Annotated in this window: 10 protein-coding genes; 5 read left to right on the forward strand and 5 right to left on the reverse strand. The window is 48.3% G+C overall.

Features of this window, described 5'->3' with window-relative positions:
• Positions 1 to 123: 123 nt before the first annotated feature.
• Complete coding sequence (gene upp, locus OP864_RS10085) at positions 124 to 783, reverse strand: uracil phosphoribosyltransferase (RefSeq protein ID WP_270098079.1); 660 nt, start codon at positions 781 to 783, stop codon at positions 124 to 126.
• Between the two features lie 94 nt (positions 784 to 877).
• On the opposite strand from upp, the gene OP864_RS10090 reads away from it, so the two are divergent.
• A complete protein-coding gene (locus OP864_RS10090) occupies positions 878 to 1,669 on the forward strand; it encodes an SMI1/KNR4 family protein (protein ID WP_270098081.1) in 792 nt (263 codons plus the stop codon).
• A gap of 185 nt (positions 1,670 to 1,854) precedes the next feature.
• Here OP864_RS10090 and OP864_RS10095 read toward each other — a convergent pair whose 3' ends face one another.
• Positions 1,855 to 2,751 (reverse strand): OmpA family protein, encoded by an 897-nt coding sequence (locus OP864_RS10095; protein WP_270098082.1) that lies wholly within the window; start codon positions 2,749 to 2,751, stop codon positions 1,855 to 1,857.
• Between the two features lie 130 nt (positions 2,752 to 2,881).
• Positions 2,882 to 4,384: a hypothetical protein gene (locus tag OP864_RS10100; RefSeq protein ID WP_270098083.1), complete on the reverse strand. Its 1,503-nt coding sequence runs from the start codon at positions 4,382 to 4,384 to the stop codon at positions 2,882 to 2,884.
• Between the two features lie 210 nt (positions 4,385 to 4,594).
• On the opposite strand from OP864_RS10100, the gene rpsO reads away from it, so the two are divergent.
• Both rpsO and pnp read left to right on the forward strand, forming a co-directional pair.
• Complete coding sequence (rpsO, locus tag OP864_RS10105) at positions 4,595 to 4,888, forward strand: 30S ribosomal protein S15 (RefSeq protein WP_002658042.1); 294 nt, start codon at positions 4,595 to 4,597, stop codon at positions 4,886 to 4,888.
• Positions 4,889 to 5,208: 320 nt separating this feature from the next.
• The gene (gene pnp, locus OP864_RS10110) at positions 5,209 to 7,452 is read left to right on the forward strand and encodes a polyribonucleotide nucleotidyltransferase (RefSeq protein ID WP_270098084.1); all 2,244 of its coding nucleotides are present in this window, start codon (positions 5,209 to 5,211) and stop codon (positions 7,450 to 7,452) included.
• A gap of 246 nt (positions 7,453 to 7,698) precedes the next feature.
• Here pnp and OP864_RS10115 read toward each other — a convergent pair whose 3' ends face one another.
• The gene (locus tag OP864_RS10115) at positions 7,699 to 9,345 is read right to left on the reverse strand and encodes a M1 family metallopeptidase (protein WP_270098085.1); all 1,647 of its coding nucleotides are present in this window, start codon (positions 9,343 to 9,345) and stop codon (positions 7,699 to 7,701) included.
• Positions 9,346 to 9,649: 304 nt separating this feature from the next.
• Between OP864_RS10115 and OP864_RS10120 the strand changes: the two genes are divergently transcribed.
• Positions 9,650 to 11,704 (forward strand): T9SS type A sorting domain-containing protein, encoded by a 2,055-nt coding sequence (locus OP864_RS10120; RefSeq protein WP_270098086.1) that lies wholly within the window; start codon positions 9,650 to 9,652, stop codon positions 11,702 to 11,704.
• 231 nt (positions 11,705 to 11,935) lie between these two features.
• Here the strand turns inward: OP864_RS10120 and OP864_RS10125 are convergent, their stop codons facing one another.
• Entirely contained in the window at positions 11,936 to 12,391 is a 456-nt protein-coding gene (locus tag OP864_RS10125) for an Hsp20/alpha crystallin family protein (RefSeq protein WP_270098087.1), read from the reverse strand.
• Positions 12,392 to 12,559: 168 nt separating this feature from the next.
• Here OP864_RS10125 and OP864_RS10130 point away from each other — a divergent pair, with 168 nt between their 5' ends.
• The gene (locus OP864_RS10130) at positions 12,560 to 16,165 is read left to right on the forward strand and encodes a VPS10 domain-containing protein (RefSeq protein WP_270098088.1); all 3,606 of its coding nucleotides are present in this window, start codon (positions 12,560 to 12,562) and stop codon (positions 16,163 to 16,165) included.
• Positions 16,166 to 16,194: the final 29 nt, after the last annotated feature.

Here is a 16,194-nt window from a genome sequence, read left to right on the forward strand (position 1 = left end):
TTCGGGGCTCGCTATTCGCTCGGCCCTTCGGCGGCTTTGCCGCCTCGGTCTGGCCTACAGCCACCCCTGCACATCGCTAGGCCAGCTGGCTTCGCCAGCTTCTAGACGCAAAAAATCTTTCTCCTAATCTTGAATCTTAGAGCCGTAGGCTAGGTCTCCCGCATCGCCCAAACCAGGAACAATATAGGATTTGGCCGTTAGTTCATCATCAATGGCGCCGGTCCAAATATGAACTCTGGGGTGCATCCGCTGGATATGCTCAATGCCATCCGCTGCAGCAATAGCCACCACCACATGAATATCTCTAGCTTGCCCATAAACCGAAAGGGCTTCTATGGTCATGGCCATAGAGGCGCCGGTGGCCAACATGGGGTCGGCAATAATAAGGGTGCGGTCTTCTAGTTCTGGACAAGAAACGTACTCTAGGTTAATCTCAAAACTGCCATCCTTATGATGACGACGATAGGCCGAAACAAAGGCATTATCTGCCCGATCAAAGATATGTAACAAGCCTTGGTGCATGGGCAAACCCGCCCGCAGAATGGTGGCCAAAACGGGCTGCTCAATAGGCAGGGCCACTTCGGCTTCGCCCAAGGGCGTTTCTACGGTTTTCGCCTGATAGGCCATGGTCTTGCTAATCTCATAGGCCATCACCTCGCCCAAACGTTGTAGGTTTTGGCGAAAGCGCATGGGATCTTGCTGAATATCAATAGAGCGCAATTCGGCTACATATTGATTGGCAATAGAGTTCTCTAAGGACAAGTTATGAATAGGAGCAGGCATAAATTAAGGCTTTTTTTAGATGGAAGAAGCATTGGCAAAATAGGAATTTTGTATCTTCAACCCAAGACTTTGACCACTTTAATCCCTTTATATTATGCTTTGGGCCTTTGGCGAAAACTACGCTTACGAACTTCAAGAAGCTTTTCGGCCGCAGCGCTTCGAGTGGCGCATCTGGCCCATTCTCCTGCCCGAACAGCAGTTGCGGGTAGAACAGGCCAAAGGCAGCGATAAACTCGATCCCAAAGCCCTATCTGCCGCCTTGGAGTTGGCCCTCAAATCGGGCTGGCGACAGCTCTATCCGCAGTTTCGCTTGGCTTGGCAAGCAGGGGGCTGGCGCCCCCAAACCGAGCTCTGGAGCGATTGGCGCAAATTGGCCCAATTGCTTCCGCAACGGCCCAATTTTGGGGTTTGGGAGTTGCAGCAGCATTGGCAGGATATTCAAGCGGCAGAAGAGGCCTTGCCCTTTGCCTTGCCCCCTTTGCTCCAACAGCTCTATTTATATAATGGCTTGGCTGGGGGCTGGGGGCCAGATAGTGGGCTCTTGGCCTTATTGCCCAATTTGGGCCGCCCCGCTTTGTTGGCTGCTCGCCAACAACTAGAAACGGACCCCCAACAAGGGGGCTTTTGGCGACATTACCCCCATCTTATTCCTTTTTTGCATTGGGGCACTGGGGTCTACTCCCTCTTTGATAGCCGAAAGCCCGAGGCCCCTGTCTGGGCCTTTGATCCTGAATTATTAGGGCCAGATGAAGATTGGGAGGCGGCCTGCTGGTGGCATAGCCCCTCCTTGCTCAATTGGTTTCAGTATTGGCTAGAGACCGACCGCTATGGGATTAAGCTCTGGCAACAGATGTATGAGCGCAAAGGAATGGAGTTTAGAAAGTAAATGGTCCAAACTGGATCTAGGCGCTATTATTCTATTATTCATCAGCGCAATCGCTGGCCTAGCGATGCGAAAGGGGGGCCGAAGGCCAGACCGAGCCGCTGAAAGCGGCGAAGGGCCGAGCGAATAGCGAGCCCTGTAGCGTAGCGCCGACGAGCGCAGCGAGGCGGAGGCCCCAAAACATCCTCCTAAGGAACCTCTTCCACTAAAATTTCTACACGGCGGTTTTGGGCCGCCTTATACAAAGCACGGCTGCCATCGGCTAAGGTATCTATTTGCAAGAGCTCTTGATTGGAGCGGCTTTGGGTCTGGATAGGGCAGTTGATCCCCTTATGTTCCAGATAGGCCTTGGTTTGTAGGGCAAAGCTAAGGGCCTCCTCCTGGGCGGCTTGGCCCTGCAGCTTAGAATCCGTATGGCCGATGATAATGAGCTGGGCATTGGGATTTTGGGCCAAATAATTTTGCAAGCTATCGAGATAGTCGCCAAAAACGGGGGGCGCTAACTTAAAGCGTTGATCGGGCGATCGGAAAAAAGCCATGCGGCCATCATAAGTCAGGCGCTTAATATCTTGCAGATAAGCTTGGCGGAAGCGTTCGGCCTCCTTTTTTTCTTGTTCGGGGCCGCTAGGCAGATAGCCAATAATCTCTAAATCGATATAAAAAGCCTTTTTATCTAGGGGCATGGTATCGCCTAGAATATAGATTTGTTGGCTGGGCAACTGGTATTCGGCCATCAATTTATCGGCGATGCTCAGGGCGCGGGCTCGGCCCAAATTGCCGTAGCGTTTGGCTTGTTCGGGCAGGGTTTCCTCCTTCTTATAGCGGCCAATAATCTTCAGTTTGGCTTGGGGCTGGCTTTTGAGCAGCAGGGCCATCTCTTCGAGCAGGGCCAGTTGTTTGGGTAGGTAGAGTGGGGCGGTACTGCCATAATCAAACTCAAATTCTGGATAATTTTCCCAGAGCGGAAAGCCTTCTGCCGAGACCGTAAGATCGTTGGGAATATGGGCCAATTGGCTACTATCGACAGGGGGTGGAGGGGGCCCACATTGCTCTAAGATGACACAATAGTAATACTTCTGGGCCATAGACAGCCAGATAGCAAAAAACAGAATCGCCAGAATGAGAATGAGTATATTTTTGCGGCTCATAGTGCAAGAAAAGAAAAAGGCTGTTAGTTCAATTGTCTAACAGCCTTTGGGTATAGGTACTATAAAATTAGTCTTTAAAAGGAGGCGGATCGAGGGGAATATCCTGATCGATCTCATTGAGGCCCTCGGGATCATCTAGGTCCTTAAATTCCTCATCTTGATCTAGATCTAGGGGAGGAAGTTCCTCGCCAAAGTTCTCGGGATATTCGGGAATCTCGGGCAGTTCTTCGGGATATTCGGGAATCTCGGGCAATTCTTCGGGCATGGGCGGAAACTCATCTCTACTTTCCTCCATCTCCACAGGAACGGGAATATCGCCAGGCATTACATCTAAATCGGCGGGCATATCTTCTGGATTGAAGCTATACTCTTCATTGGTTGTGGGCGTGTTTGCAAATTCATTTTCTGTAGGAGCCACAAAGCTATTGGGAATATTGGCGCCAGTAGCTGATTGCACATTGGCCAGCTCATCGTTAATCATGGCTTGCAGTTGGCTATTGACCTGTTGGGCATCTCCAGTTTTTTCTAGTTTGCGTTGTAGTTCTAGCAGCTTGAGGGCCGCCTCAAAGCGTTGGCTAGCCTGATTGATCGAATTTTCTCTTTTGACATTGGCTAGGCGCTCTTCCATTTGCAACTTGGCGGCTTCTTCGCGGGCGCGGACCATATCGCGGGCAGAGCCGCTAATAAAGGTCTCCAAACTTTCAATCAAAGAAGTAAGGATTTTGTGCACCACTCTAGCCGAAAAACCACCCAAAAAGGCCAAAATAGGCTTATAGGTAATAAAGCCGCCTAGGCTTTGGGCGGGATTGGCCACCTCAGAGGCATCGCCACCATAAACGGTAGGATCAATAAAGATAAACTGGGCCAAAATGACTCCAGAAACGATACCGAGAATAAAGCGAATCCAATACATAGATTCGTATTTGGCATCAAAAGAGGCATTAGAAATATACTTATAGGCCTCAAAGAGGGCATAAAAAGAGGCGCCAGCTGCTGCAATAGCCAAAATAAATAGCTGGTTGAGCAGAAACTTCATGGGGGTCTCATAATCCAGGATATTCCCATTGACAGAGCGAGCATCTACCTCCTCAAACATAAAGAGCCCCAAGAAAGTCAGTAAGGCAATAATGGCCACAAAGGTCATTCGTTGAATGAGGGGAATAGGCCCTAAAAAGCGAAAAGCACTCTTCTTTTGTTCTTCCAATAACACAATAGAGCTCGGCTGAGCGGGATAAACCGCAGCGGTTAAATCCTCATGCACCATGCTCAACTGGTTAATCATATCTTCCTGAGAGGGAACATGCAGCTCCTCGGCTTGGGCCGAGCGATGGGCCATGCCGCCCAAAGTTTGGCGGCGGCTATACTCCAGAAAAGGGTGGCTGCCATTGGCATTTCTGCTGCCATCCGAAACAGGCCCATTTTCTAGATAATCTTGATAGAGCTTAAATTTTTTGAGGCTGGCCAAGAGACCAGGGGGGAGCTTCTTACCTTCGGCCAAAGCGTGGTCAATCATCGCTTCGCACTCGAGCAAGGTCTTATCTACGGAGTTTTGATACTTTTTTTTGCCCATGACTGGCTTTAATTTTCGTTTTTTGGTGCAGGGATAGGGTCTTTAGCGGCCAATATTGGCCCAAAGACAAAGGAAGATAGTCGAAAATGCCTGAAAAATTGAAAAAGGCCTAAAAAAAAATTCCTTATCCCCCTATTTATCGTATTTTTGCCCCAGCTAAGATATGATTCTCAGCAATCTTGATTAGTAAACCATTTAAAATTTTAAACAATGGCAACTTACCTCTCTAAAGAGACCAAAAACGAAATTTTTGAAACTTACGCAGGCAGCGCCAGCAACACAGGTTCTGTAGAAGGCCAGGTAGCATTGCTATCTTTCCGCATCAAAAACTTGTCTGAGCACCTAAAAGCTAACCACAAAGATCACGCAACTCGTCGTTCTTTGCTCAAAATGGTTGGTCACCGTAAGTCTTTGCTCAAGTATTTGGCAAAGAAAGATATTCTCAAATATCGTGAGTTGATCGCTAAACTAGGTATCCGCGATACTTTGGGCCGCAATCAATAAGAAACCATTGGGGCTTCTGCTATTTTTAGTAGAGGCCCTTTTGTTTTTTAGGGGCCTCCTGCCTTCGGCAGGCGCTACGTTTCGCAGCTCGCTATTCGCTCGGCCCTTCGGCCTAACGGCCTTGGTCTGCGGCTTCGCCGCACTGCTTCACATCGCTAGGCCAGGCGTTTCGCGCCTTCTAGACGCAAATAAATAAAACAGAAAACCCGCAAGCCTTTCTGTTTTTAGCCACACTTCTTGTCCGCAATACAACAAATTGCATTTTTAGCAGCAGGCTAAGGAGGTCTGCTGTCAGACGTTATCTTAAACAATTATTAGAAATGGGTAAACAAATCCCTTTGAGCACCTCTGCAGTTATTGCAGGCAAGGAGTTCACACTAGAAACTGGCAAACTTGCCGCCCTTACCGATGGTTCAGTTGTACTGCGCTATGGTGACACTATGCTTTTGGCTACAGCCGTAGCTGCTGAAGAAGCCCGACCTGATCAGAGCTTTTTTCCTCTTTCAGTAGATTATCGCGAAAAATTCGCTTCTGCTGGTCGTATTCCTGGCAACTTCTTCCGTAGAGAGGCCCGCCCTTCAGAATATGAAATTCTTACTTCTCGTTTGGTAGACCGCGCTATTCGCCCGCTCTTCCCCGACCACTTCCTCAACGAGACGCAAATCTTTATCTTCCTCATCTCTGCCGATGGAGAAACCCTACCCGACGCTTTTGCGGCCTTTGCTGCTTCTGCTGCCCTTATGGTTTCTGATATTCCCTTTGCTGGACCTATCTCAGAGGTGCGCATTGCTCGCATCAATGGCGAGTTTATCGTGAACCCTTCTCGCTCAGAGCTAGAAACTGCCGATATGGAGTTTATCATTGCGGGTAGCATGGATAATATTGTTATGGTAGAAGGGGAAGCCGATGAATGCCAAGAAGAGGACCTCATCGAGGCGATCAAAGTGGCCCATGAAGCCATCAAAGAGCAATGTAAAATGCAGCTCGAGCTTCGCCAGCTAAAAGGCGTAACCGAAAACCGCCCAGTAGCGGAAAAAGAAGAAAATGAAGAGCTTAAAGCTGCTGTAGATAGCGCTTGCCGTGAAAAACTCATGGATATTGCTGGCAATCCTTCTGATAAGAAGGCCCGCAAAAATGCGTTCAAAGCACTAAAAGACGAGACCAAAGCCGCCCTAACAGAACAGTTTGGCGAAGAGGCTTGGGGCGAAATGTCTCATCTCTTCAGTGGCTACTTTGATGCCCTTAAGAAAGAATGCGCTCGTGAGGTGGTCTTGAGCAAGCAACAACGCTTGGATGGCCGTACTCCCACAGAGGTGCGTAACATCTGGTGTGAAGTAGATTATCTACCCGCTCCTCACGGTTCTGCCCTTTTCACTCGTGGAGAAACTCAATCATTGACCACCGTAACTTTGGGGTCTAAAATGGATGAGGCCTTGATTGATACTGCACTTTCTTTGCATAATGACAACTTCTTGTTGCACTACAACTTTCCTCCTTTCTCTGTAAATGAGGTGGGACGTCCAAGAGGAACTAGCCGCCGCGAAGTAGGCCACGGTCACTTGGCTCGCCGCTCTTTGGCCCGTGTAATGCCCAAAGATTATCCTTATACTGTACGTATTGTATCAGACATTCTAGAGTCTAACGGTTCTTCTTCTATGGCGACCGTTTGCGCAGGTTCTTTGGGCCTTATGGATGCTGGTGTACCTATCCGCAAACCTGTTTCTGGTATTGCTATGGGCTTGATTACCGACGGTAAAGGCCGCTCTGTTGTTCTTACCGACATCCTTGGCGATGAGGACCACTTAGGGGATATGGACTTTAAAGTAACGGGTACTGAAGATGGTATCTGTGCTGTACAGATGGATATCAAAATTGACGGCCTGGATTATGAGTTGCTTCGCACGGCCTTGCTACAAGCTCGTGAGGGACGACTACACATCTTGGGCGTAATGAATGAGACTATGTCTGAAGCTCGTGAAGACCTCAAGCCTCAAACGCCTCGTATGGAGTTGATCATCATCGATGCCGATTATATTGGTGCCGTGATTGGTTCTGGTGGTAAGGTCATCCAAGGCCTACAGAAAGAGACCAACACTGTAGTGACCGTGAACGAAGAAGACGGTAAAGGCTATGTACACATTTCTGGCGATAAGCCCAATGTAGAGAAAGCTGCTGCCTTCATTAACGGAATTACGACCGAGCCCGAAGTAGGAGAAATCTATGATGCAAAAATCGTTAAATTGATGCCTTATGGTGCCTTTATCGAGTTTTTGCCTGGTCGTGAGGGACTCCTTCACGTTTCTGAATTGGCTTGGGAGCGCATTGAAAATGTAGAAGAAGTATTGACAGAAGGAGAGGAGATCCAAGTAAAACTACTTGAAATTGATCCTCGTACTGGAAAATTCCGCTTGTCTCGCAAGGTATTGCTCGAAAAGCCCGAAGGCTATGTAGAGCGTCCTCCTCGCGAAAAGCGTGATCGCAATGATGATCGTCGTGGCGGAGGCCGTGGAGGTGATCGTGGCGGTCGCGGTGGAGACCGCGGTGGCCGAAATAATCGCCGATAGTGATTAGTTAGCCGATAAAGTGAGCGCCCTGTTTCTATGGAAACAGGGCGCTTTTTTATGGGGCAGCGCATAAGCGCAAAGAAGTTGGTCCAAAATGGCCGAAGCGCAAGACTTGCATTTGGCCTAGCGATGTGCAGCAGTGCGGCGCAGCCGCAGACCAAGGCCGTCAGGCCGCAGGGCCGAGCGAATAGCGAGCTGCGAAACGTAGCGCCGACGACCGAAGGGAGGCGGAGGCCCCAAAATACCTTAGTTATCTTGATCACTAAGTTCTTGGACCAAGAAAAGGGCATAGACAAACTGGATATTTTTAGCCATCTTTTTGCTGATGGCTTGGCTCTGCCATTCCTCTGTTTTTGGATAAAGGGCTAGGCGTTCCTTTTGTTGATCGATTAAGAAAACAGGCATTTTAAAATCTGGGCGGCAGTTGGTCCAGCGGTAGCGGATAAAGCGTTTTCGGCCTTTTTTATAGACCTCATATTCGAGTTGAGGGATTTGGGTTTCCTCCAAATACTGTTTAAAAAAATAGCCATAATCTTGGCCCGTAAACTCCTGCACAAACTGAATATAATCTTGGGTATTGACCGAATTGATTTTGTATTTCTGGTAAAACCCCTTGAGGCTGGCCCACCAAAGGCTATCATTTTGGAAACATTGGCGGAGGCTGTGGAGCATTTGGGCGCCCTTATAATAAATATCGGAATCATTGCCGAGGAAATTGACATTTAGAGGGCCGAGCAGAGGTTGTTTGTTCTCAATATAATTGTATTGGAATTTTAGGTAGCGTTCGGCGGCTTGGGGACCATATTTTTCCTCCATAAAAACGGCTTCCATATAAGTACAAAAGCTTTCGTGCAGCCACATCTCGCCATGATCTCGGCAGCTGACGCTATTGCCCCACCATTCGTGCCCTGTTTCATGAAGGATAATAAAATCCTCGGGCATGCCCTCGGGGTGGCGGCCAAGATAGCCCGCTTTAAACTGGTTGCCATAGGCAATAGCCGACTGATGTTCCATGCCCAAATAGGGGGTTTCGACCAAAGCATAGCCATCATTCCAGAAGGGATATTTGCCGAGGTACTTCTCAAAAGTAGTCAGGACCTCATGGGCCTGCTTAAATTGGGTTTTGGCCTGCTCCAGATGTTCGGGCAAGACATAATAATCCATGGCGAGCTGGCTGCTGTCGGTAGGGGAGGTATAGCGGTCCTCGAAATGGGTATAATTGCCCACATTGAGTGTCACATTATAATTATTGATAGGGTAAGTGACCACCCAAGTATAATTGGCCACATATTGATTTTTGAAAACCGAGCGGAGTTGGCCATTAGAGACCGACATCAGGTTGGGAGGCACAATCGTCCGAATTCGCATACTATCGGGCTCATCGGATAAATGGTCCTTATTGGGCCACCAAAGGCTAGCTCCGATGCCCTCGCAAGAAACGGCCAGCCAAGGATTGCCCGTCTCGTCTTTTCGCCAAATAAACCCCCCATCCCAAGGTGGATTTTGGGCCTCAATAGGGTGACCATGATAATAGACCGTGATGACATCGGTGATGCCTGCGGGTTGCATGCTGCCAAAATCAACAAAAAAGGCATTGCCCTTCCGGTGAAAATCAAGTTTTTGACTCCCATGCAGAATGCTATCAATCTTCATGTTCTCAAAAAGGTCTAGCTGAATCATATTGAAGCCTTGCAAAACCTTATAACGAATGCTATTGAGGCCCCGAATCGACTTTTGATTAAAATCTATCTGCAAATAGAGATCATAAAATTCTACATCATAACAAGAACGTAGCGGACTGAGCCCACCGCGCAGACTATCTGCTGCAGAAAACTGTCCTTTTGCAAAAAAGATAGTCACAAATAAAAATAATATTGAGAGAACGTTTTTCATGGATCGGGAGAATTAGCTGCATTTGCAAAATTGTTGTAAAGAAGAAGGCTGTTTATGGCTGTTAGAATTTGACTGTTTTTTTGCCTATAATACTGGATGTCAGTTGTATATAGGGGGCGCTATGTCTAAGTTTTTGTTAAAAAATAGACGAACTATTCAAGAAAAGACTAAATTTGTTCTACTAGTTTAAATGATTTGAATAGTTTTTTAGCTAAAATGAGCTATCAAGATCAACCATAATTTACCAAAGTTAGGCTTTCCTCCTCTATATAATGTATCGCCTAACTTAAAAATAAACAAGCTTATGAACTGGACAAATACATTGTCTTTATTAGGGGCCTTTTGCCTCTTTTTTTCGCCGCTGATGGCCCAGAAAACCGTGCAGTTTCGCATCTCGCAGGTCTACTCCAATGTAGATGATATGGATGGCTGGGGTTCTGGCGACTCTGACCCACAATGGGATTTTGAAATTACTGACGCTTTCGGAACTAGCGATAATGATAACCGAGAGTTTAGCGGAACCAACTGCCCAGGCTGGAGAACAATCAATAATACCTTTTTCTCCCAGGTCTATGATTGCGAAATTCCCTCTTTTACCTTTGTTTGGCGAGGCTTTGAGGATGATGGCGTTGGCTCTGATGCCAATACCGGCTATAGAACGATTAGTATCCCCGTTGCTAGCCTGAACCTCAACCAAACTACTTTTGCCACAATCAATACCTATACGGCAACCGCTAGCGGCGACCCCTGTGGTAGTGGAAGTACGGTCACTTGGCGCATTACCCTCCAATACCGAATTACTGGCGGCGATTTATGTAAGGACGAATGTAGCGATCCTTATGTTTTGCCTACCGCCCCCGAATATGAATGTAATGGCACACAATCTACAATGGCTTTAAATGTGCCTATCCGCGCCCGCGAACCTGCCGACGCTTCTCAAAATAGCCATAGCACAGCCGGAATTTCTTGCGATATTGATGGTAGCTCTCCCGAAGATGTTTGGGTTCGTACGACTATCCCCGATTCTTCTGGAGGAGTGATTATCCAGTTTGAAAATAATGGGGGCTGCTCTGGCTTTGCCTGTTATACCAATATTGCCTACGCTTGGTATACCAGCTCTAACGGAAGCTGCTCAGGCCTACAGTATAGAGGTTGCGATGCCGTTTCTTGCTTTATTGGCTGTAGCGATGGCGAAATCCGTGTAGATGGTCGTGCCAATGAAGATGTTTGGGTCCGTATCTGGGAAGAAGATGACCAAGGTTTTGATATTACCATTAACCAAATTCAACCGATCGCTCCCGCAGATCGCTGCTATACCGCTATGCCACTCTCTACTCTAGGCTGCAATTATCAGGCAACCTCAGACGCTTCTGGCCCCTATGCCGAACCGGATATCAGCTCTTGGACCGCAGGCGCCCACCCCGGCGGCATTTGCCAAGATGGCGATAGCGATCCCGGAACCAATACGGTCTGGTCTTCTAACGAAAATATGGTTTGGTATACTTTTGACCATACGGGCGGCCCCTTCAATATTGCTGTAGATAATATGCTCTGTACCGGTGGCGCCGCCGCTGCTCAAATTGCTGTGTTCTCTAATTCTGGTACCGCAGCTTCTCCTAGCTGCGACCTCGCCAGCGAAACAGGCTATGGCTGCTCGGTAGGTGTTGGTGCGGTCCAATTGAATATCGCTTCCTTGCCCCCAGGCAACTTTGTCTTGGTGGTAGATGGCAATGCCGGAGCCCAATGCGATTGGGTCTTTCGTGAAGCCATCAATGGCCCTCTACTCCCTATCCAACTCAAGGAGTTTGATCTGGAGTACAAAGAGGCAAGCAATAGCGCAAAACTGAACTGGGAACTAGAGTATGAGGAAGATCAAGAAGGCTTCCTTGTCCAACGCTCTTTTGATGCTATCGACTTTGAAGATATCGATTTTATCCCCGCCTATGGCACTGCCGAATTAGATAGCCAATATGAGTATATCGACCAAGACCTCCCCCAAGCTCAGGTGCTTTATTATCGCTTCCGCCAAGAAATGACCGATGGAAGCTACCGACATACCAACATTAAGTCTATTACACCCGTCCAAGAGTCTGGCGTCTCTATGGTCCAAGAACTCTACCCCAACCCAGCCCAAGATGCTATCAATATCCCTTTCCATACCGTCTCTTCCGACAAAATTACAATCCAACTCTATGATATGAATGGCCGCCTAGTTAAGGATGTTTTGCAAAGCCAACAGTTCGAGGCCGGCTACCACCTCAAACAAGTCGATATTAACGATTTGCCCAATGGCGTTTATGTGCTGCGCTTCTCCGCCGGCCAAAATACTAGCATGAAACGCTTTGTGGTCCAAAAATAGAATATAAAACTAGCCATCATAATGAAGCCCTAATTGCCGCTGCGCAGTTAGGGCTTTTCTTTTGATTTATCTGTTCTTTGGGGCCTCCTGCCTGCGGCAGGCGCTACGTTTCGGGGCTCGCAGGTCTGCTCGGCCCTTCGGCGGCTTTGCCGCCTCGGTCTGGCCTGACGGCCCCCCCTGCACATCGCTAGGCCAAATGCAAGTCTTGCGCTTCGGCCATTGCCGTTTGGCCTACTTTTTCCAGTCTACTGATTGAGGCAGTTCTGGAGGACTCGGCTTTTGCTTGGGCAAATAGATACGCAGTACCCCCGCCTCATAACTGGCCGATAGCTGGCTCGCTACAATGTCTTGCATGGGCAAGGCAAATACCCGCTCAAATTGATCATAAGCAAACTCCCGATGCAAAAATTGCGCTTCCCGAGAACGTAATGCCTGCTGGGCCGATTGCCGAGCCGCTACCCGCAAGGCCCCCGATTTCCATTCTATCACAAAGTCTTCCTGAGCAAAACCCGGCGCCGCCAATTCTAAAATATACTGATCCGATTGGACCAACAAATTGACCGCAGGCACCGACTGCGCCTGCTTGGCCTGAAATACAGACCACTCAAATAGTTTACGGGTATAAGGATCGTCAAAGTACATGGGAAAAGCAGGAAGCTTCCCCCCAGATGATGATGGTAGTTGCATAAGTATTTTGCTGTTTGTTTTCCATCTACAGACGAAAAAAATACCAAGCCTAAAAAGCTGACGCTCTGTCAGTTTAAGCTTATATATATACGTCTTTTTGGCAGTTCTCTAGCGCTTATTACTCCTTTTAAGTTATTTTAGAGCATTCTTTCCGCCAAAACAAAGCTTATGAATCAAGCCGTCAAAACAACCCTACTGCTGCTCTGCTTAACGAGCTGGGGCAGCTCCCTCTTTGCCCAAACTTGGGTCGAATTATTAGAGGATCCCGAAGTGAATTTTAATCAGGTCCAACAAGCCTTTGAAAGCCAATGGGGAAACCGCCCCTACGAAAGAGGAAAGGGCTGGAAACAGTACAAACGCTGGGAGTTCTTTATGGAAGATCGCTCTTTTCCGCATGGCAAACGCCCCCGACCCAATAAGGCCTGGGAGGAACATCTCGCCTTTAAAAATAAATACCGCCAAGGCCAAAATTGGGGCAGCCGCTCCGCCAATTGGCAGCCCCTTGGGCCAAATAACTGGACCAATCAAACGGGCTGGAACCCCGGCAATGGCCGTATCAATTGTACCGCTACCGACCCCAATAATTCAAATGTCCTTTATGCAGGCGCCCCCTCTGGTGGCCTCTGGAAAAGCACAAATGGCGGCCAGTCTTGGAGCTGCCTAACGGACCATCTGCCCGTACTGGGTGTTTCTGCTATCCTTGTCGATCCCAATAATTCTAATCATCTCTATATCGGCACTGGCGATGGCGATGGCTCAGATACCTATAGTATTGGCGTCCTAGAGTCAGTAGACGGCGGAGCCAATTGGTCCACTACAGGCCTGAGCTTTACGGGCCGCAACCGCCTGATCCGTAGAATGATTATGCATCCCACAAACAATCAAATTATTTTTGCCGCGACCAATAATGGAATCTATCGCACAACAGATGGGGGGACCAACTGGAGCCGAACCCAAACGGGCAGCATGCGAGATGTAGAGTTTAAACCCGGAGACCCCAATACCGTTTATGCCTGTACCGACGAGTTTTATAAGTCTACCGATGGGGGCCAAACTTTTAGTAAGATTACGGTGGGCCTACCCGCCGCCGCCGATGTCAATAGAGCCTCTATTGCCGTTTCTCCCGCCAACCCCAATTATCTCTATATCCTTTTTGGCGCAAGTAGCGATGCCGGTTATTATGGTATTTATCGCTCTACCAATAGCGGCCAAAGTTTTAGCCTGCAATCTAATTCGCCCAATATTTTTACCTATGAAACCGACGGTAGCGGAACAGGTGGCCAAAGCTGGTATGATATGGCCCTAGCAGTATCGCCCAGCGATGCCAATGAGGTCTATGCTGGCGGGATCAATGTCTGGAAATCTAATGATGGGGGAGCCAACTGGCGCTGCCAAACGCATTGGGTCCACCCCAATAACCTCGGCTATGTACATGCCGATATCCATACCTTAGATTTCTTTGGCTCTGTTTTGCATTGCGGGAGCGATGGCGGCTTTTCTACTTCTGCCGATACCGGTGCTACTTGGACCTTCCGCTCGGCAGGGATGGAAATTACACAATTTTACCGCATTGGTGTTTCGGCCCAAAATGCCTACCGCATGATTGGTGGAGCCCAAGATAATGGTACCAATTATCTAGAAAACGGAACTTGGCTGCACGCCCTTGGTGGCGATGGCATGGAGGCCGCTATTGATCCCTCCAATAGCCAGATTATGTACGGCTGCATCCAAAATGGAACCCTCAGAAGAACCACCAATGGCGGCCAAAACTGGTCCAATATCAAACCCGCTAATGCCAATGGCGGCGCCTGGATTACCCCCTACCAAATTAACGCCCTCGCCCCCAACGAACTCTTTGCGGGCTATGAGGAGGTCTGGAAAACTACAGACCGTGGAGATAACTGGACCCAAATATCAAATTTTGGAACGGGCTCCAATCTTCGCTATCTACATATTGCGCCCTCTAATGCAAATTATATTTATACCGGGACCTATAGCACGCTCTACCGCACAAGCGATGGGGGCCAAAACTGGTCTACGATTACCCCCAACTTGCCCAATAATTCAGCGATTAAGTATGTGGCGATTCATCCCAATAATCCCGACCAAATTTGGCTAGCCCTCTCTGGCTATAATGCTGGCGAAAAAGTAGTGAGCACTAGCGATGGGGGACAAACTTGGTCTAATGTATCTGGGAATCTACCCAATCTGCCCATCAATTGTATTGTCTACCAAAATAACTCGCATAATGGTATTTATGTGGGGACCGACGTAGGGGTTTATTATACCGATTCTACCCTCAGCAATTGGCAGTCTTATATGACGGGCCTTCCCAATGTTCCTGTCTATGAATTAGAAATCCATGATGGGATTGATAAAATTAGAGCAGCAACTTATGGCCGTGGCGTTTGGGAGTCTGATCTATTTGGGAGTATCCCCACGCCTCCCACAGCAAGCTTTATGTATAATAGTCAGTTGCTTTGTGCTTTAGATTCGCTACAGTTTACCGACCTCTCTAGTAATGCTAGCCCTGGCTGGCAATGGAGCTTCCCCGGCGGGAGTCCCGCTAGCTCTACTTTAGCCAACCCCAAGGTGCATTATCCCGCCTCGGGCAGCTATACCGCCAGCCTGATTGTCCAAAACCAACATGGAGCCGATACCATACAGCAACAGGTTCAGGTTAATTATGCGCCCAATGAACTAAACCTCGTCCTCGATTTTGATAATTATGCTTCAGAAACCTCTTGGGAGGTCTTGGACCAAAATGGCCAAGTCTTGGCCAGCGGTGGAGGCTATGCCAATGGAGCCAATAGCCAAATTGAAAATGTCTGCCTAGGAAATGGGTGCTTTACCCTAAATGTTTATGATAGCTATGGCGATGGGATCTGTTGCAGCTACGGCAGCGGAAGCTACCAACTCCTAGATGCCCAAGGCAATATTTTGGTCAATAGTACAGGACAGTTTACTACCCAAGAAAGTAATGCTTTTTGCCTCAACCAAAGCGCTCCTTTGGTAGCTGGAACTCCACAGGCTACGGTGGCAGGCTGCGGCCAAACTAATGCTAGCCTGACCGCTTCGGCCTCTGGTGGAGACGGAAACTATAGCTATAGCTTAGATGGGACCTCTTTCCAAGCCAATGCAGTCTTTAATAATTTGGCTGCAGGTAATTATACGGTCTATGTACAAGATGGGCAAGGCCAACAAAGTAGCACGACCATTCAAATTACAGAACAACAAGCTCCTACGGCCCAAATTAGTAGCAGTAGTACACAGTTGTATTTGGACCAAGGGGCGACCATCAATTTACAGTCGGTGCTCTCTACAAATGCAGCTAGCTACCAATGGAACCTAGGCGATGGCAATACTAGCGGCTTGGCTAGCCTCAGCCATAGCTATAGCCAAGCGGGGCAGTTTTGGGTGGTCCTTAGCGCTCTTCGCGATAATTGTAGCGATCAAGATAGCCTTTTGGTCACCGTAGATCTTACTAATGCCGTTAGCCAATCGGCTAAGCCCGAACTAGCTCTAGCGTTGTTCCCGCATCCCGTTCAAACTAGCTTGCAGTTTACACTCGAGCTACCCCAACAACAAGATAAGATGGAAATCTTTATCCATAATGCTTTGGGGCAGTTGATGTATTGGGAGGAAGTGGAACAACCCCAAACCGAGCTCCAACGCCAAATTCATCTGGGCAATCAAGCTAATGGTGCCTATATTCTAAGTATCAAAACAGATGACTTTAGTTATTCTAAGCCCTTTATTAAGGCCGCCCCTTAATCTAGTCAATCACTAAATTTTATGGGCCA

Source organism: Saprospira grandis (assembly GCF_027594745.1).
Lineage (GTDB): Bacteria > Bacteroidota > Bacteroidia > Chitinophagales > Saprospiraceae > Saprospira > Saprospira grandis.

Bases quoted from the DNA above. Each gene is read 5' to 3' on its own strand.
- OP864_RS10100 (WP_270098083.1), bottom strand. From the start codon at position 4,384: ATGGGCAAAAAAAAGTATCAAAACTCCGTAGATAAGACCTTGCTCGAG.
- OP864_RS10090 (WP_270098081.1), top strand. From the start codon at position 878: ATGCTTTGGGCCTTTGGCGAAAACTACGCTTACGAACTTCAAGAAGCT.
- pnp (WP_270098084.1), top strand. From the start codon at position 5,209: ATGGGTAAACAAATCCCTTTGAGCACCTCTGCAGTTATTGCAGGCAAG.
- OP864_RS10125 (WP_270098087.1), bottom strand. From the start codon at position 12,391: ATGCAACTACCATCATCATCTGGGGGGAAGCTTCCTGCTTTTCCCATG.
- OP864_RS10130 (WP_270098088.1), top strand. From the start codon at position 12,560: ATGAATCAAGCCGTCAAAACAACCCTACTGCTGCTCTGCTTAACGAGC.
- upp (WP_270098079.1), bottom strand. From the start codon at position 783: ATGCCTGCTCCTATTCATAACTTGTCCTTAGAGAACTCTATTGCCAAT.
- rpsO (WP_002658042.1), top strand. From the start codon at position 4,595: ATGGCAACTTACCTCTCTAAAGAGACCAAAAACGAAATTTTTGAAACT.
- OP864_RS10120 (WP_270098086.1), top strand. From the start codon at position 9,650: ATGAACTGGACAAATACATTGTCTTTATTAGGGGCCTTTTGCCTCTTT.
- OP864_RS10095 (WP_270098082.1), bottom strand. From the start codon at position 2,751: ATGGCCCAGAAGTATTACTATTGTGTCATCTTAGAGCAATGTGGGCCC.
- OP864_RS10115 (WP_270098085.1), bottom strand. From the start codon at position 9,345: ATGAAAAACGTTCTCTCAATATTATTTTTATTTGTGACTATCTTTTTT.